The sequence below is a fragment of the Hoylesella timonensis 4401737 = DSM 22865 = JCM 15640 genome (genome assembly GCF_000455445.1).
In the GTDB taxonomy this organism is placed as follows: domain Bacteria; phylum Bacteroidota; class Bacteroidia; order Bacteroidales; family Bacteroidaceae; genus Prevotella; species Prevotella timonensis.
Genome location: NZ_HG417099.1, coordinates 1 through 22,462, shown reverse-complemented (window position 1 = coordinate 22,462; position 22,462 = coordinate 1). Strand labels below are relative to the sequence as shown.

Genomic DNA, 22,462 nt, shown 5'->3' with positions numbered 1-22,462 from the left:
AAAAAATAAGAGGTTTTGAGCATAGATTTTTTCCTTAAAACGAGCAAAAATTGCAAATAATTAGACAAACCCATGGAGATAAGACGCCAAAATACATACTTTTGTCCGCTTAGTATATGTTGACAGACCCCTTAACCCATTACTTCAATCCATCTAACTCATTGCTTTAATGTCTTATCCCTGCTTTTTATTCGGCTCAAAAAAGTGCTATTAACGCTTTAACCATCTGATATTCATTGCGATATAGCTTCTTCGAAATGCTGCGCATATTTGCGAGCAAGTGGAAGTGTGTTGGCAAATATGAAAGTTATGAGAGGGGCTTTGTAAAGAAAAATACCACTCCCACCGTTACAAAATAACGATGAGAGTGGTCGGTTTGTGGGACTTTTTGCAAATCAAGAGGATGCGATAGTGGAAGTGATGTTGTTCCTTCTCTATCATGAGGTTTGTTCCTCTTGATGACGAGTGCCGCTGTCTCTCTCTTACATGGATAGACTGTGAATTGATAGGGTTATCGTTCAACCTCCGATGTACAAAGTCCTTATTTCATTGGTACTTGCGGAACATTCTGCAAACTTTGAGCAATGTCTTCGTCACTAATCGTGTAGTTGCGCAAGTCACCGCTGAGATAGCTCTCGTAGGCGGTCATGTCAATGAGCCCGTGACCAGAAAGACTGAATAAAAGTACCTTGGCTTCGCCACTTTCTTTGCATTTCTTGGCTTCACGAATCGTGCAGGCAATGGCATGACAACTCTCTGGTGCTGGGATAATTCCTTCTGTTCGTGAAAACAACAGCCCTGCATCGAAGGCTTCCAGTTGTGGAATATCAACGCCATGCATCAACTTATCTTTTACCAGTTGTGAGATAATGGTGCCTGCACCGTGATAGCGAAGACCGCCAGCATGGATGTTGGCAGGCTTGAAATCGTGACCTAAAGTGTACATCGGCAATAGGGGAGTATAACCAGCCTCGTCACCAAAGTCGTATTCAAACTTGCCTCTGGTTAGTTTGGGACAACTGCTGGGTTCGGCAGCGATAAACTCTGTTTGCTTTCCGTCCAGCAAGTTATGGCGCATAAAGGGGAAGGCAAGCCCAGAGAAGTTGCTACCACCTCCAAAACAGGCGATAACTTTGTCGGGATATTCGCCAGCCATTGCCATTTGTTTCTCGGCTTCCAACCCAATCACTGTTTGGTGTAACGATACATGATTAAGTACCGAACCCAGAGTGTACTTGCAGTGAGGAGTGGTAGTCGCCAGTTCTATCGCTTCTGAAATAGCTGTTCCAAGACTTCCTTGATGGTGTGGGTCACGGGTGATGATATCTTTTCCTGCGCGTGTAGACATAGAGGGCGAACCTTCTACGGTTGCGCCAAAGGTGCGCATAATACTGCTGCGATAAGGTTTTTGCTGCATGGAAATCTTGACTTGATACACAGCGGCTTCCAAACCAAAAATCTTTGCCGCATAACTAAGAGCCGCTCCCCACTGCCCAGCACCTGTCTCAGTGGTTACATTTGTAGTGCCTTCTTGTTTACAATAGTAGCATTGTGCCAATGCCGAATTGATTTTGTGTGAGCCAAGTGGATTGACACTTTCGTTTTTGAAGTAAATGTGAGCAGGGGTGTCAAGTGCTTTTTCCAATGCGTATGCCCGTACAAGGGGTGTTGCACGATAGTAGGTGTACATTTCACGTACGGGTTCGGGAATATCAATCCAAGCATGTTGCGTATCTAATTCTTGTTTAGAACACTCTAAATTAAAGATTTGCGCTAAATCTTCTACTGTGACAGGTTGCTTTGTTTTTGGATTTAGTAAAGGCAAAGGTTTGTTCACCATGTCTGCCTGAATGTTATACCATTGTGTAGGTATCTCGTTCTCCTGAAGTATAAACTTTTTTTGTTTACTCATCTTCTGTTGTTTTTATTTGTTCTTTATAATGATGAAACCCTTAGTGATAAGAAAGTTATTGAGACAATAGCAATCTGTCTTTGGGTGGTAGTTTTTGCAAAGTTAGCAAAAAGATATTACTTCTCTTGCAAGCAACCAATGATATTATGTATCTTTGTGTCGAAATATGACGATTATTCTTACCATATTGTCTTACTTTGGGGTGTTGCTTTTGGTCAGTCGACTAACAGCAAAGCAGTCAACCAACGACACTTTTTATCGTGGAAACCGGCAGTCTCCATGGTATTTGGTGGCTTTTGGGATGATAGGTGCTTCCATCTCGGGCGTTACTTTCGTCTCTGTACCCGGCATGGTGAATACCATTGGGATGACCTATCTGCAAACTTGCTTGGGGTTTGTCTTGGGCTATGTAGCTGTAGCCTTTGTTCTTCTGCCCATTTATTACCGATTGAATCTCACCACTATCTATTCTTATTTGCAGCAACGGTTGGGGACAAGGTCGTACAAGACAGGAGCTTGGTTCTTCTTGTTGTCCAAGATGTCGGGTGCAGCGGTGAAGTTTTATGTGGTTTGTATGATACTTCAACGTTTCGTACTCGATGCCTTAGGAATCCCCTTTGTGATAACGGTGTTGGTATTGGTTGCGCTCATTTGGCTTTATACTCGTCGAGGAGGTATCAAGACGCTGGTATGGACGGACACCTTTCAAACATTTTGTATGTTCATGGCGCTCATCTTTATCATCATTAATGTCATGTCAATGCTCAATCTGAGTGTCAATGAGGTTGTGACAACGATTGTCCAAGATGAGAGAAGTAGGGTCTTTGTGTTTGATGATTGGGTGTCTAAGCAGAATTTCTGGAAACTCTTTATCAGTGGAATCTTTATTGTAGTGGTGATGACAGGGCTTGATCAAGACATGATGCAAAAGAACCTGACCTGTAAAACGCTACGAGAAGCCCAAAAAGACATGTGTACTTATGGGCTTGCCTTTGTGCCTACGAACCTCTTATTTTTATGCTTAGGGGTGTTGCTGTCGATGCTCGCACAGCAAGAAGGGATAGCACTGCCAAGCTCGGGCGATGAACTGTTGCCCATGTTTGCAGCAACAGGCAAAATGGGAAACATGGTCGTGGTGTTGTTCACCATTGGTATTGTGGCGGCATCGTTCAGCAGTGCCGATTCTGCACTGACGGCATTGACTACGACCTACTGTGTGGATATTAAGGAAAAAGCCGACGATGAGGCATTACGGCATCGAGTACATGCAGGAATGAGTGTGGTGTTTATTATCTTCATACTGCTATTTAGAACCTTTAATTCAACCAATCTCATTGATGCCATCTACATACTTGTCTCTTATACGTATGGACCTTTGTTAGGACTCTTTGCTTTTGGCTTATTTACCAAGTATCAAGTGACAGATCGTTGGGTTCCTTATTTTGCCATTCTCTCACCGATTTTGTGTTATGCGTTGGACGTTTTGGCACAGCAAATGTGGGGGTATCATTTTGGATATGAACTATTGATGCTCAATGGTGCCCTTACTTTTGCTGGTTTGTATGTAACGAGGAAGAAAGAACCTTTACGCATTGGGCATTAAACGATGCTGGTTTTGTACATGAAATCAGGCACATGGCACTTTTATTTCCCGCAACCTCCTTCTCTTTCAGTTGCAGACTTTGGCATAAAAGAAAAGAGGAAGCACGAACAGCGATGGTGTCTATTCACTTAACCACCCCTGTTGATGTTTCCTCTCTTGCTGTGATTGTAGGTGAGATTAGAGCTTGTCAAACTCCAAATGGAAGTTGACAACGGCTTCGATGCCACGCCAAATCATGTCTAATGGCATGTTCTCGTTAGGCGAATGAATGGCGTTCGATTCTAAGCCAAATCCCATCAATATCGTTTTTACACCTAATATCTTTTCAAAGGTGGCAATAATAGGGATGCTACCTCCACGGCGCACGGGTAAAGGACGCTTACCAAAGGCCTTTTCGAAACCACGCTCGGCAGCCTGATAAGCTGGTAAGTCAATAGGACAAACGTACGCCTGACCGCCATGCAGCGATTGGATGTCCACCTTAACTGTCTTAGGTGCTACTCGTTTGAAGTAGTCTACCACCAACTGTCCAATCTTCTCATGGTCTTGGTGAGGTACTAATCGGGTGGAAAGCTTAGCGTATGCCTTTGAAGGAAGTACCGTTTTCGACCCCTCGCCTGTATATCCACCCCAAATACCACATACATCGAACGATGGACGGAAACCGTTTCGCTCAATGGTGGAGAAGCCTTTTTCGCCAAAAAGCTCGTCTACTCCAATGTTTTGTTTGTATGCTTTTTCATCAAAGGGTATAGCTGCCACCAACTTACGTTCTTCTGTTGGTATGTCTTCTACGTCGTCATAAAAGCCGGGAATGGTTATCCTGCCATCCTCGTTAGTGACATCCGCAAGGAGTTTGCATAGCACATTGATAGGATTGGCAACAGCACCACCGAAGTGTCCCGAATGTAAATCGTGGTTAGGACCCGTCACTTCTATCTGCCAATACGCCAAACCACGCAGCCCAGTAGTGAGAGAAGGCAGGTCGGCAGAAAGCATACTGGTGTCTGAAACCAAGATAACATCGCATTTTAGCAACTCTTGATGTTCGGTACAGAAGTCGCTCAAGCTTGGCGAGCCAATCTCTTCCTCGCCTTCTAAGATGAATTTGACGTTGTGTTTTAAGAGGTTGTGCTTGACAACATATTCAAATGCCTTGGCTTGGATAAACGACTGCCCCTTGTCGTCATCGGCACCACGCGCCCAAATATGTCCATCTCTTATCTCTGCCTCAAAGGGATTGCTCTTCCAAAGCTCAAAAGGTTCGGCAGGCATCACGTCATAATGTCCGTAAATAAGCACGGTCTTTGCCGTTGGATCGACCATCTTTTCGGCATAAACAATAGGATTTCCCTTGGTAGGCATGATTTCTACTTTGTCTACTCCTGCCATGAGGAGCAACTCTTTCCATCGGTTAGCGCAGGCAATCATATCTTGGTGATGTTCTGGTTGTGCACTTACGCTGGGGATGCGGATAAGGCTAAATAGCTCATCCAACATTCTTTCTTGGTTTTCTTTGATGTAGTTTTGCATGATTGTTAAGTTGATAAGGGGGTTAGTTGAATAGTTGACGAGTGAGTAGTTCACAAGTTGACGAGTGGATAGTTCACAAGTTGACGAGTAGTTTGTTGACGAGCGGAGCGTTTTTGAGTAGGAGTGATGGGTTAATTGTTCAACAGTCCATAAAGCTTTTTCGCTTGTTCGTCTCTCAATCAGTCAACAAAATCTTTTAATACCATTGTATTGCATTTCCGTATCCACTGCGTTTGTCATATTTTAGCGCATCCATAAGGGTGGCAGCATTGGCACGGAACGTGAAATTATAGCTGGTATAAGGTGCCAACACCACAGAGCAACTCATGTTGAAGCAATGTAAATCTCGTTGAAGAGAAGCGGTTGTCATGGACAAAGCTTTGTTCTCAAAGTCATAACCAGAAGAGAAACTGATGTTCCAGCCGTCGCTCAATCGGACATTCCCACTGACATTCAGAGTCTGCGTAAACTTATAAGGATAGCGCATGGTATCATAATTAAATCTTGACACAGTGCGGTCTTCGCTCATAGTGATGCCATAACCGAAAGTGATAGACCAAGGAAGTTTGAATGGCATATAACCATCATCATCCGTTTCCGCCATCTCACCGCCTTTTTTGCGCTTTGCTCCACGCTGTGCGTCAATCATATCTTTATCCAAGTTGGTATCAATATCGGTATCGGGACCTTCTTCATCGTCTTTGTTTCGTTGCTTGTTGTCGGTCTCTTCACTCTTGCCACCGAACAGTTTTTTTATCTTTTCGGGCGTCAACGTATAGGAGATGTTTTGTGACATGCCTTGAAAACGTCCGAAACGTCCCATTCCCCATTCCGTTCGGTTGCCCTCGTAAGGGATGCCTTTCTCATCAACTTCGTAAGCGTATGAAGCAAATCGGGCATTCATGTTAAAGGTGTAATTCTTCCACCACTTCAAACGAATGCGCATATTCAAATCGCTTAGTGGCTTTTCTTTGGCTGCCATGTTGTATGACATCTGAAGTCCAAGCTCGTCAATGATACTGATTTTCTTGATACCTGTGGAGTCTTTGTCGCTCTTTACCTTCATCTCGATGTTATTACCCAAATCGACAGAGATGTTTCCGCTGCGTCCACGACCCGGAACAGAATACATGCCGTTTTGATAAGGTGAATAGCCTACGAGCGATACGTTGCCATCAGCATCAGTTTTTTGATAATAATCATAATAGCCATAACGACGACTACCAAAGTCGGGTGCATAACTAAAAGATATAGAGGGCGTGATGACGTGACGAATAGCCTGCACTTTATCACCAAAAATCTTACGGTTGGGAATAAACCTACCATACAATTTGGTGGACATACCCAAGTTGAGCGACCAGTTATAAACGTTATTAAAGCCGTAAATAGTATCGGTTTTTTCTGTTTGGGTGCGGTCATTCCACGACTTCTTCACTTTACTTGAGTACATTCTATCCGTGAAATTGAATGACGGATTCACGTTGAGATAATTGAATAAGGTAAAGTTTGCGCTGATTGGAATATCGTGTTGAAAACCGTTCTTCCAGTCTTTAATCAAATTAGATTTGAAGAGTTTGTCTTCTTTTGTGGTGATAGAATTGGAGAAACGTCCTGTATAACTCATCGAAATCTTTTCATACCAGCGTTCATCTCCTACAAGGTGCTTGCGCTTGAAAGGGTAAAAACGGCTAATGCTGATATTCAAATCGGGCAGTGTCATTGCGATAGAAGAGTCGCGCATGTTCTGTGAAAGGTTCGCAGAACTGCTGAGTGACATGCCTATACTGGAGAAGGTGGTGCTCCAACTGACGGAAGATGTTCGTGTACTCTGTGTCAGTGATTGTGGATTATACAAGCTCGTGAGGTTATTTCTCTCATAACTGGAGGATGCAAAGTTCACACTGGCTGATAAAGAACTAAAAGGATTGGCTTTTTGGTCTTGTCGATGACTCCACTGCACCTTGTAGCTTTGTTGGCGAGAGTAATCTGGCAGCCCCTTGTCTCCTGTTCTTGAATCTTGATAACTCAGAAGCACACTACCATTAAAGCGGTAGCGTTTGTTATAATTGCTGGCTAAGGTGATGCCCCATGAGCCTTTGGTATAAATCTCGCCTAAAACCTTCAAATCGATTTTGTCACTGATAGCAAAGTAATAACCACCGTCTCTTAGATAGAAACCTCTATCCATTTCATCTCCGTAGGTAGGCATGATGAAACCCGATGAATAACTCTTGGTAAACGGAAAGAATCCGTATGGGACGGCAAGTGGCAGGGGTACATCGGCTACAACCAAGTAAGCAGGACCGAAGACTACATCCTTACCCGGACGAACCTTACCTCTTGACAGCGCAATATAGAAGTCGGGATGAGGCTTGTCACAGGTGGTATAACGCCCATGTTCCATATATACCACGCCAGAGGAGTCGCGTTTGGAGCGCTCGCTTCGCAAAAATCCATCCTCCTGTTGGGTGTACACGTTGTTAATAAGCCCTTTCTTGGTTTTGAAGTTGAACGCCATGGTGTCGCTCTCGTATGAATCTTGTCCTAACTTGAACACGGGTGTACCTTCCAATGCCTTGGTGGCAGTATCTTTTATGGCACCTGTGGCGTGTACAATGTTGCTATCCAAGCTCATTCGTATCTTCTCACTTTTAAGGTCCATGTTTTCGTATTTCACCGTTGAAGAGCCAAATAGGTGGGCTGTCTTGGTTTTAGCGTCGTAGATAAGAGAATCGTCAGCGGTATATTCTACAGGTGCATCAATACCTTTTGATTTTTTACGGTTAAGCGAGTCCAACCGAATTGAGTCGTCAATGATTTGGTTGTGCTTCTGAATGGCAAGCTGCAACGAGTCTAAGGTGAGCGTGTCTTTGGTGTTGTTGGTATGTTGCGTCTTTGCTGTGTCTGTTCGATGAGATTGCGTAGAGTCACCTACACGCAAGGTATCGCGTAAAGACGCTTGTTGCTTGGCGTAGGAATAAAAATTATTGACGTCTGCCATTACGAATACGAAGACGAACAATAGCAAAGCTATGACCGAATGAGTCCTCATTTAAGTTGCAAAATTACATAAATAAGCCTGAATAGACATGCAATTTTCTATTTTTAACTAATAGAACAAATAATGACGAATGCGTACGTTCTATTCAAACTTTTGCATCCATTGTTTGAAGCGTTGAGCTCCTCCGTTGCCAAACCTTTCAACACTTTTCAGTGCCTGTTCTGGTGTTCTAATACGGTCAAGATGCGTTTTTGAAAAAAACTTATCCGCATAACAGATGACCTGTTCTTCCAGTGTCTCGGGTAGAAAATTCTGATGGGGGAGTGGTAAATTTTGTTCGAGGATATTGCTTAATTCAATTCCTGCACCTGTATGGCGTTCACAAACACGTGCATGACGCGGAAAACCTGCCGAGCGTAACATTTCTGCACCAATGATACCATGCTTAATATAAGGCTCTGTACCAAAGCAAAATATACCTGGCGCATTGCACTTTACAATGCCTATGTCGTGTAACATCGCCGCCTCTTCAATGAATTGTCGGTCGAGTTGTAACTCTGGATGACGATCCACAATCTGTAAAGCCTTATCTGTAACACTTTTACTGTGCGTTAATAGAATCTTTTTCAGCTCGTTTTCTTCGGGATAATATTGATTGATAATGGAGCGATAATCCATGATAAAACCAGTTTTAATTATCAAAAAGCTCACCTTTCAAAAGAATTTAATGAAAGATGAGCTGTAAATATGCAAGTCGAAAACGGCATTATGATGCCTGTTCCCGTTCGATATAGCCAATGACGTCGCCCTTGTTGAGTTTGCTGCCTTGCTTTGCATTCACTTCAACAAGTTTGCCTCCCAAGGCTGCAGGTATCTCTACAAACTCACCCCATGGTGCTTGAATGTAGCAAAATACATCGCCCTCTTGGTATTCTTTGCCAATGTAAGGCTCTACGGAGGGTGCGCATTCGCCTTCTCCGTTGAACTCCCAGAACACTTGTCCTTTGACAGGAGCTACGATGGCATCGGCTTTGGCATGCTTAAAGGCTGTGAGTTCTTCTTTAGACACCTTGCTACCAAGCTTAGCATCTTTTGCCTTTTGCAGGTCTGCCAAGAAGTTTTTCTTGGCTTGTCCACTCTTGTAGTTGCGATATTGCTCTGGGTGCATTGCCAATTCGAATAACTCTTCATCGTCTTTTCCAAAGTCCCAACCATTCTCTTGCATTTCCTTCTTGAAGTCGTCCAAGTTGTTTTTGAGCAATGTATGAGGGTCGGCATCGGTAAATTCGTATCCTTTTTCCTTCGCAAGGTCGACTAATACTTGGTCTACCTTGCCAGGTACCTTGCCACTCTTGCCGAGAATCATGCCCCACATCGAGTCGTCCATCATGACAAAGCGTCCTTTTCCTTGCTCAATTGTCAAGAGATTCATCAAAGCGATGTTCTTGGTATATTGCGAGAATGGCGTTACCAAGGGTGGATAACCTACGCGTGGCCATACGTATGCCACCTCATCAAACAGTTTGATGAGCATGTCATCAGTAGAAAGCTCTTCTTCTCCTTTCTTTTTGCGGATGTTGTTAATGGTGCTATGAATACCAGCTAAGTCTGCCATCATGCTTCCCATCATTCCTCCTGGCAAGCCACAGCCCAACAGCAATGAACTCATAATCTTGTTTTGGGGATTGATGAAATATCCCAACCAGTCGTCTATGAACTCCTGAGTCAAGGCACGTGCCTTCATGTAAGCGTCCATATTGATTTCTGGTACATCGAATCCAGCTGTTTTCAACATACTCTGAACAGAGATAACGTCAGGGTGTACCTTGCCCCAAGATAAGGGTTCGATAGCCACATCCAAGATATCAATACCGTTTTTGGCTACCTCCAACATCGACGCCATCGACAGTCCGGGACCCGTATGACCGTGATATTCGAGGATAATTTCTGGATGTTTGTCTTTTATCATCTTGGTTAACTGTCCCAAGAAAGTAGGTTGACCGATGCCAGCCATATCTTTCAAACAGATTTCTTCTGCACCAGCCTCTATCAAAGTGTCTGCGATTTGAACATAATAATCCAAAGTGTGGATAGGAGAAGTGGTGATACACAGTGTTCCTTGCGGTGTCATGCCCGCTTCTTTTGCCCACTTGATGCTTGGAATAATATTGCGTACATCGTTCAGACCGTCGAAGATACGTGGGATGTCCACGCCTTGTGCATGCTTTACACGATACATCATGGCGCGCACATCGTCTGGAACGGGATACATACGCAAGGCGTTTAATCCACGATCCAACATGTGTGTCTTGATGCCTACCTTATTAAAAGGTGCACAGAAAGCACGAACGGCATCATTAGGATTCTCGCCTGCCAACAAGTTAACCTGTTCAAAGGCACCACCATTGGTTTCTACACGAGCAAAACACCCCATCTCTATGATGACGGGAGCAATTCGTTCTAATTGATCTTTGCGTGGCTGAAATTTACCAGATGACTGCCACATGTCTCGGTATATGAGACTAAATTGTATTTTTCTCTTCATATTTTTCTCTTTATCAACCTTTACACGGTGTTGCAAAATTACGCAAAAAAAATCAATTAGACCATTGCCATATTCATTTTTTAAGATTTATAGCATTTCAACTTTTCAAAACAAGCGAGCCGAAGTGCTTTTCACAATGAAGGCACATCGGCTCGCTAAAGGTCTTATTGGGATAGAATGATTTGTTCAAAGACATTGTCTTACAAACTTATTCTATTCCATTACACGTTTTTTATTTCGTAGGTACTTCTTCCAAAGCTTGCTTTAAGAAATGCCAGAAAGGCTCTACAGTCTTGATAAGGCAACGCTCTGTCGAGGTATGTGGGCTGCGAATGGTAGGGCCAAACGATACCACGTCCAAGTGAGGATATTTGCCTAAGATGATAGAACACTCCAGTCCGGCGTGGTCTACCTGTACGATACCTTCTTCGTTGTTTTGTTCTTTATAGACTTTCAACAGCATTTTGAGTAGTTCACTATCAGGATTTGGATCCCAACCGCCATAACTACCACTGAAACTTACTTTCATTCCTGCCATATTGAAACAGCTCTGGAGCATTTCAGACACATAGGCTTTCATCTCTTCGCTGGAAGAACGAGCCAATATCTTGAACGAAGCCTTGCCAGCTTCAATATCTATAATGGCTAAGTTTGAAGAGGTTTCTACCACTGAAGGTAAAGACGGAATCATGCGCTCTACACCATTGTGACAGGCATAGATAGCTGCTATCAGGTTGTCCTGAATAGGTTCTGGAACTTGTGTCTTTGGCGTTGCAACCTCTTCTACTGTCAATTCGATACCTTTCTCAATATCTCTGTATTCTTCAATGAACTCTTCTTTCCAGTCAGTAGCCAATTCTTTCAGTGCTTCAACATTCTCTTTGGGGAGCGTAAGAACCACTTCGGCTTTGAACGGAATGGCATTGCGCATGTTGCCTCCGTGCCATGTAGCGAGTCTTGCTTCTGTTTGGCGAATGGCATCGTGCACAAAGCGCACCATCAGTTTGTTGGCATTGCCACGACCCTCATGGATTTCCAAACCAGAGTGTCCGCCACGAAGTCCAGATAATGTTACCTTTACAGCAGCATCTGTGCTATCTGTTTCTACTTCTTTATAATCTAATTCAGCAGTAATATCGATGCCGCCTGCACTACCGATGACGAATTTGCCCCAAGTCTCTGAGTCTAAGTTCATCAAGATATCGCCATCCAGTTCTCCTTCTGGCAGGTCGTTAGCACCAAACATACCTGTTTCCTCGTCAGCAGTAATGAGTCCTTCAATAGGTCCGTGCTTCATTTCTTTGTCTTCCATGACAGCCATGATAGCTGCCACACCCATTCCGTTGTCAGCACCCAATGTAGTATTGTTGGCTTTTACCCATTCTCCGTCAATATGTGTTTCGATGGGGTCGGTTTCAAAGTTGTGATGACTCTCTGGTGCCTTTTGAGGAACCATGTCCATGTGTGCTTGTAAAATCACCGTTTTACGGTTTTCCATGCCTGGTGTTGCAGCTTTTTTCATGACTACATTGTTCGCTTTGTCGATATAGGCTTCAACACCTGCCTTTTTAGCAAAGTCGAGTAAGAACTGTTGCACTTTCTCCAGATGTCCTGAAGGGCGTGGAACTTGTGTCAATGCGTGGAAATTACGCCACACACACGTTGGTTTTAGATTTTTAATTTCACTCATAGTATTTAAATTTATGGAGTTTCAGCTGTCATGTAATTCTACATTTAGCTAACTGCTCCGGATGAAAAAATGCACTGTTTGTTATGTTTCGTCAGCAAACTGTAGGTTACCAGCTTTCACTGATTTTAGTCTTTTTTGTGTGAATGATAGCATTATCCACGCATAAATGCCCAATACCGCCACGAGCAATGTTTGTACCGAGTGTACAATGAGCACAAAGTACAAGGCATCTGTATCGGCAACACCGTACAAGATGAGCATGGTTTTCACGGCAAAGTGCCATGGCCCTGCACCGTTTGGCGTGGGTACGATGACCGCAATCGACCCCACGATGAAGGTAACTAACGCACACGACAGTCCTAAGTGAGCCGTTGCCTCAAAGCAATAAAAGGTGAGATAGTAGTGCAGGAAATAGCACAACCATATTGCCAAGGTAAAAATCAGGAACAAAGGGATGTTCTTTACTTTTCGTAAAGAGGTGATTCCTTGCCCTATATCGTGTAACGTCGTTTTCACCTTATTATATATAGACAATTTTTTCGCTAAGAAGAACACCAATATCAATACGGCTACGGCACATATAGCCGTTACGATGTAACCAGCAGTGGAAAATTGTTGGAGGATAGTATCTACGTTTGTACCCGTATGGATAAAGAAGGTGTCGAAAATCTTGATTTGTGCAATGAAGGTCAGCACGGTAATGAACAGTACCAATATGGAGTCAATGACTCGCTCGGTGACTACCGTTCCCAAGGCTTTGGGAAACGAAACGTTATCGTAGCGGTTCAGTACACCACATCTGGCAAACTCGCCAATGCGTGGAATCACCAAACTAACGGCATACGAGAGAAACACAGCATTGAGTCTGACCGATGTTCTGGAACGTTCACCTAAAGGCTCTAACGTTTGTTTCCAGCGCCAACCTCTGAAAGCTTCTGCCAAGATACCAAAGGGAAAGGACAGCCACATCCATGTCCAGTCCATCTCTTCAAGCACCACATTCTTGATGAGTTGGAAATCAAAATCGCGATACATCCAAAACAGAATAGCACTACCTAATAGTAAGGATAAGGCAATATTGACAGTTTGATGATTGAACAGTTTCATAAAGTGCTATTAACGAATTTGGAGTAATGTGCAATTAAGCATTTTCTATTTTTTGTAATGACAGCGCAAGCCGAAACCAGAAAAAGTTTACTTATTTTGGTGAGGCGCAGCCTATCTTATGCAAAGACAGTGCAAGCCGAAACCAGAAAAAGTTTACTTGTTTTGGTGAGGTGCAGCCTATCTTATGCAAAGATAGCGCAAGCCGAAACCAAAGAAAGTCTACTTATTTTGGTGAGGCGCAGCCTATCTTATGCAAATTTACAGTAATTTGCGAGGATATCCAAATAAATAAAAAGCTTTTTACGGATGTTTTTCTACCTGTTTCTTTGATTTGTATCAACAAAACGGGGTAAAAATGGGTAGAATGCGCTAAATTGTTTGCGCACACAGTTAATTGTCCCTATCTTTGCATCGACAATAAGAAAAAGGATAACAAATTAAAAAGAAAGGTAAAAAGATTATGGTAACAATTATGACTTTAGCTGTTGTAGCGATAACTGTCGCACAAGCTATTCATTTAGGAAACAAGATTAACTTCAAGAGCAAGTAAATCTTGTCTTTCCTTTTTAGAAAGAAAAAATTTTTAGTTTAACATATCAGAGGGGTTGTGTCGGTGTCGGCATAACCTTTTTTCATTTTCGATTGTTTGGAGTAAGAAAAGGAAAAAGGTTTTTGCACATTAACCGTCCTTTGTTTTGTAAGAAAACTTTACCATTTAACCCTCTGAATACTTGCGTTATAGTCCATTTACCCATATTTTATCTGAAATATCGCAAAATTTTAAGTGCTTGATTATCAATTGTTTGTGTTTTTATGTTGAAATTTTGCGACCTTGAAGCATTCATTTAGTGGTGTTGATGCATGGAGATAAGCAGATTATTTGCGATAGATAACGGTGTTGAAACATTGTTTCAGCACGGTTAAGTCATGTTTCTATCAAAACTATGAGCTGTTTTTAGGTAAAAAACTCCAATCTTATCTTCTTTTTAATTCTATTATAAAGAAAACTCAGATAAAAATAATAGCGATTTTGTAAATTAAATTCAGAGGAATTAACTTAATTCCAAACCTAAGTTATGACAAAGTTTGTCCAGTTGTGGGTTCTCTTTTTTGAGCAGTTCAAAGATTTCACGCTTCGAGTAAATCTTCGTCACTTCCTGCGCTTCTGCCAGTCGAAAAGAGAGTAATAGGCTGTTGTTTTGAAGTAGCATGCGTAGAGTTGCTTGAATCTTGCCTTTGATGTCCTGCAACTGCTTTAATAGAATGTCATTTTCGATGACCACTTCTACCTGTGGAAAGGTGGTAATTTGTGGTAAAAGGTTTTTCATTCTTTGGGATAAACCTATCTTTTCTGGTGGCATTCGGTTGCACATCACGTTCCACTGTATCCTCAACTCTTCGTTGCTAAAAGTTGTGCTTGCAGAAGTTGTTTGCTGTTGGGTTTCTGGCTGATGAACCTCTTTTGTAGAATCTTTCCGTAGACTCTTGAACGAAACACCTAAGTCAGAGAATTTTAGACGAGGTCTGGTAGGTTGTGTGTTGGGGTTGGTTTGTACATTCGAATCTTTCTTCTCGAATGCAGAAGAGAGTTGAGAGTGGGAGGCATTTACTGGAGACACCTTGCTGGTCTCTAAGCCTACCACCTGTTGTGTTGTCTCTCCACCCTTCATGGGAGCCAACTTTTTGAACAAGGATTTTAAGCGTTTGGGGCTACGCCCCACACCCGCAGGAGTGTCATCGGGCTGCGTAATTTGAGCTATCTGAATCAAGGTAATCTCTACAAGTAAGCGTTTGTTGCTGCTTTGTCGATAGTTGATGTCGCATTGATTGAGCAATTTCAATGCTTGGTACAAGAAAGTCGTAGGGCATTTCTTTGCTTGTTCTTCGTATTTTTGGCGTTGTTGCTGGCTTACCTCTAATAAGGGAAGCGTTTGCACATCCTTTGCCATGAGCACATTCCTGATGTGTGATGCCAATCCGTTAATGAAGTGACCTCCCGCAAAGCCTTTGGCAATGATGCTGTTGAGTAGGAGCATCGCATCGCTCACTTTGTTTTGAAGGCATAGGTCTACAATGTTGAAATAATTATCTGTATCAAGTACATTGAGATCTTCTGTCACTTTAGCGTACGTGATGTTGCCTTGACAAAAACTGGCAGCTTGATCAAAGACAGATAATGCATCGCGCATGCCGCCGTCTGCCTTTTCTGCAATGATATTGAGTGCCTCGTCTTCGTAAGTAATTCCTTCCTTTTCGGCTACTTTTTTGAGATGATTGATGATGTCGTTCGTCGTCATGCGTTCGAAATCATAAATCTGACAGCGTGACAATATCGTTGGCAAAATCTTATGTTTCTCGGTAGTTGCCAGGATAAAAATAACGTGTGCTGGTGGCTCTTCTAATGTTTTCAGAAACGCATTGAATGCCGATGTGGAGAGCATGTGTACCTCGTCAATGATGAACACCTTGTATTTACCAACCTGAGGCGGTATGCGTGTCTGATCCATGAGCGATTTGATGTTCTCCACGGAGTTGTTACTGGCAGCGTCAAGTTCAAAGATATTGTATGATCTTTGTTCGTTGAAGGCTTTGCAACTCTCACATTCGTTGCAGGCTTCGCCATCTGCTGTGGGGTGCAGGCAGTTGATTGCTTTGGCAAAAATGCGAGCGCAAGTTGTTTTACCTACGCCACGAGGACCGCAAAAAAGGTAGGCGTGTGCCAGCTTTCCGCTTTTTACGGCATTTTTAAGAGTGGTGATGAGCGCTGTTTGCCCTACCACTGTGTCAAACGAAGTGGGGCGATATTTGCGCGCAGATACAATATAATCTTTCATTATAAGGGATATTAGTGGTGCAAAGATAACAAAAAGATTACAGATGTTCACATGGGGTAACTGTTTATTTGTTAATTAGATAAAATTCTGAATAAGACATTTTTCGATTCCGATTATATTCATTATTTTTGCAACATATTATAATTATTGCTTGTGAGTCGGTTCAATATCATACTGAGTTTTATCAGTCATTATAAATATCTGATAGTCATTGTCGGAGGTATTCTCATCGTTGGATTTCTCGATGAAAATAGTTTCTTAAAGCGTGTCCAATTGGAATGGCAAATAAGTGATTTGAAAGCAGAGATTGAGAAATATAGAACTCAAAACGAAATTAGCACTCAAAAGCTGCGTGAGCTAAAGCGTAATCCCAATGCTATCAAGAAAATCGCCCGTGAAAACTATTTCATGAAAGCCGATGATGAAGATATTTTTGTGCTGAGTGACGATCAAGCAACACAACAATCAAAATCTACAGATGAAGCAACTGAGTAAAGTTCAGAGTATTTTATTTCTTTCTGGCGGAGCGATGATGGTTATCGGAGCAGGCTGTTTCGCCTTTATGTGGCAGCAACACATTGTGTGTTGGATCTATTTATTAGGAGCTTTGCTCTTTGGTGTCATACAAATGATGCAAACGTATGAAGGGAGTTTGCTCACTGTGAAACGCCTAAAAAAAATCATGACCTTTGCAGATGTGCTTTTCATACTATCTGGTTTGCTCATGGTGGATATGGTATACCAATTTTTTAAGGCAGCCTTTTCCAACTATCTCACCTATTATCAACTTGTTTATAATAAGTGGGTCGTCCTTCTTTTGGTTGCTGCACTGTTGGAAATGTACACCATGCATCGGATAGGGCATGAACTATCCAAAGAGAAGTCGTAGACCTTGTTGTATTCCCAAAAAATACTAAAAGCAAAGGTAGTCATGATAAATTGCCTTAAATATTTTTGTTCGTCCGCAATACATATTATCTTTGCATTTGATAGACGACTTTCCTACATTGAAATTCAGAGCAGTGAATATCGATTGGTGTCATCTTTAACGAAAATAGAATCAGACAACATCGGTTTTCATACTGTTGGATTGAAATCTCTACTCGTCTAAATTATAATTGCTCTAAGAAAACATATATGAATAAAACCTTATACCTACTTATCGCTGTATTAGCTTTTACCTCTTGTGCTAATACGTATAATATCCAAGGTTCATCGAATGTAACCGACTTGGATGGCCGAATGTTGTATCTGAAGGTACTGGAAAACAATGATTTTAAGAGTGTTGACTCCAGTGATGTGACTCATGGACAGTTCCATTTTACGGGTCATATCGATACTGCTCGTATGGCAAATATCTTCATGGACGACGAGAGCGTGCTGACATTTGTATTGGAAGAAGGCGATATCAACATCAAAATCAACAACACGCAGCAAACAGTCAGTGGCACACCATTGAATGAGAAGTTGTTTAAGTTCTTCAAAGAGTACAATCAACTCAAAAATCGGGAAGCTGAGTTGGTGCATAAACATGACCAAGCCATTATGAATGGTAGTGATATGGCTTTAGTCAATGCCGAACTGAATGCGGAGGCAGCCAAGTTAAGTCAAAAAGAAGACCATTTAGTAACAACGTTTGTCACCGATAATTTTGATAATGTTTTAGGACCGGGTGTTTTCTTTATGGTTACTATTGGTAATCAATATCCTGAATTAACTCCATGGATAGAGGACATCATGAGTAAAGCTACATATCAATTTAAGAATGATCCGTATGTCAAGGACTATTATCAGAAGGCCTTGGAGAATGAGCAAATCATGAATGGAATGAAAGAAATGCCTGCTGCGGTTAATCAAATTCCATCCAATGCACAACAACTGCCACCGCCAGCTTCGCCTGCTGATTTGGCAAAACCGTCTGAACCAAAAGAGTAAAAACATTATTTTTCATGGCTATCTTTATACATGGTGGTACATTAGTCAACGAGGGGAGGGTCTTTCGAGGTTCTGTCGTCATCGAAAAGGATCGTATCGCCCACATTGTTCCAGAAGGTCAGCAACCCTGTGGCAATGATTATCAAGTGATAGATGCTACGGGGTGTTTTGTAATTCCGGGTGTGATTGATGAACATGTACATTTTAGAGAGCCAGGACTTACCGCAAAGGCTGATATTGAAACAGAGAGTAGGGCAGCTGCTTATGGTGGAGTAACTTCGTTTTTCGACATGCCGAACACAGTTCCTCAAACGACTTCGTTGGAGGCTTTGCACCAAAAACACGAATTGGCACAGCGAAACAGTCACATCAATTACACTTTCTTTTTTGGTGCGTCCAATAACAATGCTGACCTGTTTTCACAACTTAATCCACATATCGTGCCTGGCATAAAGTTGTTTATGGGTGCCAGTACGGGAAATATGTTGGTAGATAGAAGTGATGTATTAACGAAAATCTTTCGCACAGCACCCCTTCCAGTCATGACACACTGTGAGGACACCGAGCTGATTCGTCGTAACACGACTGCCTTTAAGGCAAAGTTTGGCGATGATCCTGCCATGAAATATCATCCTTTGATTCGTAGCGAAGAGGCTTGTTATCAGTCTACAGCTTTGGCTGTGCGTCTTGCCAAGAAATATGGGACACGTCTTCACGTGGCTCACCTAACTACTGCAAGAGAGTTAGAACTGTTTGGCGAGCAAGAAAACATTACGGCAGAAGCGGTGATAGCGCATTTGATGTTTTCAGAAGAAGATTATTCAAGATTGGGAAGCAAGATAAAATGTAACCCTGCAGTAAAACAAAAAGCTGACCGACAGGCACTGCGAGCCGCTTTGACCAATGGAAAAATATACACCATCGGCACCGATCATGCGCCTCATTTGCTTAAAGATAAAGAAGGAGGAAGTTGTAAAGCCGCTTCTGGCATGCCCATGATACAGTTCTCGTTGCCTGCAATGTTAGGGTTGGTAGATGAGGGTGTACTCACCATAGACCGTCTTGTTGCATTGATGTGTCATCATCCAGCCCAATTGTTTGAAGTGAATGACCGCGGTTTTTTACGTGAAAACTACAAGGCAGACATCACGATAGTAAAACCGCATACCCCTTGGACGGTGACCGAGGATATGATTCAAAGTAAATGTAAATGGAGCCCAATGTTGGGACATACTTTCCATTGGAAGGTTATGCAAACCATTTGTAACGGTCACATTATCTATAATAACGGTCAATTTGATAGTAACTATCGTGGCGAAGCCTTGCGTTTCAGGTAGTCATTGAGCCAGTGGTTTTATATCTTTATACTCCCTTGGGGGCTAAAATGAAGCTATGATTGCAAGAATATTGATTTTTTTGCTGTTTCTCATCGTATTGCCAGATTTATATATAGATCTACATTACCTCCGAAAGAAACCCACCTATACCCGGTGGAAGCGATTGTTGTGGTGGCTACCAGCCATTTTGATGTTGGTATATACGTTCAAAATGGGGACTGAAAAGAACTTCATACCCGACAATCCTGCGTGGATAGACAACTATCTGCTTCTCCTTGGATTATTTGTTGTGCCGAAAGGCATCTTTACTCTCTGCTCTTTGATAGGGTTGGGGTATTGCCGAATTTTCAAAAAGCATCATAATTGGGGCAATTTAGTGGGGCTGTTTTTATCCATTATGGTGATATATATATTGGTATATGGGTCGACTTTCGGTCTTCGTCAATTAAAAATCAATCGTATAGATATCGCTTTTAAGGACTTGCCCCCAGCTTTTGACGGATATCGCATCGTGCATTGGAGCGATGCACATGTAGGAACTTATATGAAATCACGCCGTCCTCTCTTGGAAAGAGCAGTTGACAGTATCCGAAAACAGCAAGCAGACATGGTTGTCTTTACTGGCGATTTGCAGAACTTACAGCCCTCAGAACTCTATCCATTTCAAGACTTGTTCCGTTCTATTCATGCCAAAGATGGGGTGTTTAGCGTGTTAGGAAACCATGATTACAGTGGATATATTGCCGCATCAAATGCGATTAAAGTGGGCAATGAACGAGAACTCATCTCTCGACAACGCCAATATGGTTGGCAACTACTTTTGAACGAGCATCAAACCATTCATCGTGGAGCCGATTCTATTGTCATTGCAGGCACAGAGAATGACGGACTTCCACCTTATCCTGCAAAGGGAAATGTGCACCAAGCCTTACGAGGAGTTGGGGACAATGCGTTTGTTGTCATGCTTCAGCACGACCCTTCTGCTTGGCGAAGAATCATTCTGCCACAATCGCATGCACAACTAACGTTGAGTGGGCATACGCACGGAGGGCAGTTAAGTCTGTTTGGAATTAGAATCTCCCAACTCTTATTAAAAGAAGATTACGGACTCTATCGTGACGGCAGTCGTGCACTTTATGTCACTTCTGGCTTTGGTGGTCTTATTCCTTTTCGCTTTGGCGTGTCCAGTGAAATTGCTGTCATCACCCTACATCGACAAAAATAACAATCAGCACATTCTCTATGAAATATTTATATCGTATCTATCAGCTCTTAATAGCCGCCCCCTTGGTGGCATTACTCACCCTGTTAACCACCTTAGTAACAACCCTTGGCTGTATTTTAGGTAACGGACACTTTTGGGGATATTATCCTGGAAAGTGTTGGTCGTGGCTCACCATTCGCATTCTGTTGTTGCCTGTGAAAGTCGAAGGGCGTGAACATCTTGACAAAAAGCAGTCTTATGTTTTTGTTAGCAATCATCAAGGCGCCTTCGATATCTTTCTGATTTATGGTTTTTTGGGTCGAAACTTTAAGTGGATGATGAAGTATCAGCTTCGCAAGATGCCATTTATTGGAATGGCATGTCAAGCTGCACATCATATTTTCGTGGACAAAAGAGGGACAGCCAAGATAAAACAAACTTATTTAGAGGCGCGCCAAACGCTGAAAGACGGTATGTCTTTGGTTGTTTTCCCTGAAGGAGCGCGCACCTTTACAGGGCATATGGGCGATTTCAAGCGTGGCGCTTACATGTTAGCCAGTGATTTGCAACTGCCTGTTGTGCCGCTAACTATCAACGGATCTTTTCAAGTAATGCCTCGTATGCGTGATATGAAATGGGTTCAATGGCACCCACTCACGCTGACCATACATGAGCCTATCCCACCAAAAGAGCAGAGTCCAGAGAACATCACTGCCACCTTGCAGGAGAGTTATCAAGTGATAATGAACGCTTTACCAGCAGAGTTACAGGGCTATCAGCCAAACTCAGACCAATAAGGTTTTAGACATTCAATAAATATAGACGCATAAAAAATAGAATAGAACGTTTTGTAAATCAAGCGGTTTACATTATCTTTGCATCTATCTATCACCCTCAAACATAGCGATTATGAACAAAAGCGACAGCATCGTCATCATTCCGACGTACAACGAGAAAGAGAATATTGAGAAAATTATTCGTGCCGTCTTCGCACTCGATAAATGTTTTCATGTGTTGGTCATAGACGATGGAAGTCCAGATGGCACAGCTTCTATCGTGCATGGCTTGATGCAGAACGAGTTTCAGGATCGATTGTTTATCTTGGAGCGTTCTGGTAAGTTAGGATTAGGAACCGCTTACATTACTGGTTTTAAGTGGGCGTTGCAACAAGATTACGATTATATATTTGAAATGGACGCCGATTTCAGCCACGATCCCAATGACCTGCCACGTCTCTATGCAGCTTGTCACGACGAAGGATACGATCTTGCGATAGGTTCACGCTACGTCAGTGGCGTCAATGTTGTTAATTGGCCCATAGGAAGAGTGTTGATGAGTTATTTCGCATCCAAGTATGTACGGTTTGTTACTGGTTTCAACGTCCACGATACCACTGCGGGTTTCAAGTGCTATAAGCGACGTGTACTCGAAACCATTCCTTTAGATGAAGTTCGTTTTAAGGGTTATGGATTCCAAATTGAAATGAAATACACCGCCTATAAGATAGGCTTTAAGATTAAAGAAGTACCAGTGATTTTTGTCAATCGCCGTGAGGGAACCAGCAAGATGAGTGGTGGCATCTTTGGCGAGGCGTTCTTTGGCGTGATGCGCTTACGCTTAGATGGGTGGGTACGTAAATATCCACCAATGCCAAAAGATTAAGGCTTTTGTCTCGTTGGTGATTATCTTATTATCAATATATTTTAATGAAGGAAATGAACCCATTGACGCTGTCGTGTTAAGTCAATGGGTTTGTTGATT

General features: G+C 42.5%; 16 protein-coding genes. 8 read left to right on the top strand and 8 right to left on the bottom strand.

Annotation, left to right across the window (positions count from 1 at the left end):
- Positions 1-541: 541 nt before the first annotated feature.
- On the bottom strand, positions 542-1,912 hold the full coding sequence (locus BN35_RS09985) for a TrpB-like pyridoxal phosphate-dependent enzyme (RefSeq protein WP_025072756.1): 1,371 nt from the start codon (positions 1,910-1,912) through the stop codon (positions 542-544).
- Positions 1,913-2,078: 166 nt separating this feature from the next.
- Here BN35_RS09985 and BN35_RS09980 point away from each other — a divergent pair, with 166 nt between their 5' ends.
- Positions 2,079-3,515 carry a sodium:solute symporter gene (locus BN35_RS09980; RefSeq protein WP_025072757.1) on the top strand — a complete coding sequence of 479 codons (1,437 nt, stop codon included), beginning with the start codon at positions 2,079-2,081 and terminating at the stop codon, positions 3,513-3,515.
- A gap of 177 nt (positions 3,516-3,692) precedes the next feature.
- Here the strand turns inward: BN35_RS09980 and BN35_RS09975 are convergent, their stop codons facing one another.
- The 7 genes from BN35_RS09975 to BN35_RS09940 all read right to left on the bottom strand — a co-directional run bounded on the left by BN35_RS09975 (position 3,693) and on the right by BN35_RS09940 (position 16,225).
- A complete protein-coding gene (locus tag BN35_RS09975; protein WP_025072758.1) occupies positions 3,693-5,051 on the bottom strand; it encodes a dipeptidase in 1,359 nt (452 codons plus the stop codon).
- 193 nt (positions 5,052-5,244) lie between these two features.
- Positions 5,245-8,100: a putative LPS assembly protein LptD gene (locus tag BN35_RS09970; protein ID WP_025072759.1), complete on the bottom strand. Its 2,856-nt coding sequence runs from the start codon at positions 8,098-8,100 to the stop codon at positions 5,245-5,247.
- Positions 8,101-8,190: 90 nt separating this feature from the next.
- Positions 8,191-8,727, bottom strand: coding sequence for an HDIG domain-containing metalloprotein (locus tag BN35_RS09965; RefSeq protein WP_025072760.1), 537 nt, complete (start codon positions 8,725-8,727; stop codon positions 8,191-8,193).
- Positions 8,728-8,815: 88 nt separating this feature from the next.
- Positions 8,816-10,594 carry an oxaloacetate decarboxylase gene (locus BN35_RS09960; protein ID WP_008125384.1) on the bottom strand — a complete coding sequence of 593 codons (1,779 nt, stop codon included), beginning with the start codon at positions 10,592-10,594 and terminating at the stop codon, positions 8,816-8,818.
- A gap of 232 nt (positions 10,595-10,826) precedes the next feature.
- A complete protein-coding gene (locus BN35_RS09955) occupies positions 10,827-12,284 on the bottom strand; it encodes an aminoacyl-histidine dipeptidase (protein ID WP_025072761.1) in 1,458 nt (485 codons plus the stop codon).
- Positions 12,285-12,365: 81 nt separating this feature from the next.
- Positions 12,366-13,391 (bottom strand): lysylphosphatidylglycerol synthase transmembrane domain-containing protein, encoded by a 1,026-nt coding sequence (locus BN35_RS09950; RefSeq protein WP_025072762.1) that lies wholly within the window; start codon positions 13,389-13,391, stop codon positions 12,366-12,368.
- A 1,052-nt stretch (positions 13,392-14,443) separates the two neighbouring features.
- Positions 14,444-16,225, bottom strand: a complete 1,782-nt coding sequence (locus tag BN35_RS09940; RefSeq protein WP_025072763.1) for a DNA polymerase III subunit gamma/tau — start codon at positions 16,223-16,225, stop codon at positions 14,444-14,446.
- A gap of 147 nt (positions 16,226-16,372) precedes the next feature.
- On the opposite strand from BN35_RS09940, the gene BN35_RS09935 reads away from it, so the two are divergent.
- The 7 genes from BN35_RS09935 (at position 16,373) to BN35_RS09905 (ending at position 22,363) form a co-directional block, all read left to right on the top strand.
- A complete protein-coding gene (locus tag BN35_RS09935) occupies positions 16,373-16,720 on the top strand; it encodes an FtsB family cell division protein (RefSeq protein ID WP_025072764.1) in 348 nt (115 codons plus the stop codon).
- The gene (locus tag BN35_RS09930) at positions 16,704-17,114 is read left to right on the top strand and encodes a hypothetical protein (protein WP_025072765.1); all 411 of its coding nucleotides are present in this window, start codon (positions 16,704-16,706) and stop codon (positions 17,112-17,114) included. The genes BN35_RS09935 and BN35_RS09930 overlap by 17 nt, the downstream gene beginning before the upstream one ends.
- Before the next feature lie 248 nt (positions 17,115-17,362).
- Positions 17,363-18,160 carry a DUF4369 domain-containing protein gene (locus BN35_RS09925; protein ID WP_025072766.1) on the top strand — a complete coding sequence of 266 codons (798 nt, stop codon included), beginning with the start codon at positions 17,363-17,365 and terminating at the stop codon, positions 18,158-18,160.
- Positions 18,161-18,174: 14 nt separating this feature from the next.
- The gene (locus tag BN35_RS09920; RefSeq protein ID WP_028901112.1) at positions 18,175-19,497 is read left to right on the top strand and encodes a dihydroorotase; all 1,323 of its coding nucleotides are present in this window, start codon (positions 18,175-18,177) and stop codon (positions 19,495-19,497) included.
- A 55-nt stretch (positions 19,498-19,552) separates the two neighbouring features.
- The gene (locus tag BN35_RS09915; protein WP_025072767.1) at positions 19,553-20,722 is read left to right on the top strand and encodes a metallophosphoesterase; all 1,170 of its coding nucleotides are present in this window, start codon (positions 19,553-19,555) and stop codon (positions 20,720-20,722) included.
- A gap of 17 nt (positions 20,723-20,739) precedes the next feature.
- A complete protein-coding gene (locus BN35_RS09910; RefSeq protein ID WP_028901111.1) occupies positions 20,740-21,498 on the top strand; it encodes a lysophospholipid acyltransferase family protein in 759 nt (252 codons plus the stop codon).
- 112 nt (positions 21,499-21,610) lie between these two features.
- Positions 21,611-22,363, top strand: a complete 753-nt coding sequence (locus BN35_RS09905) for a polyprenol monophosphomannose synthase (RefSeq protein WP_025072768.1) — start codon at positions 21,611-21,613, stop codon at positions 22,361-22,363.
- The last annotated feature ends 99 nt before the right edge of the window (positions 22,364-22,462 follow it).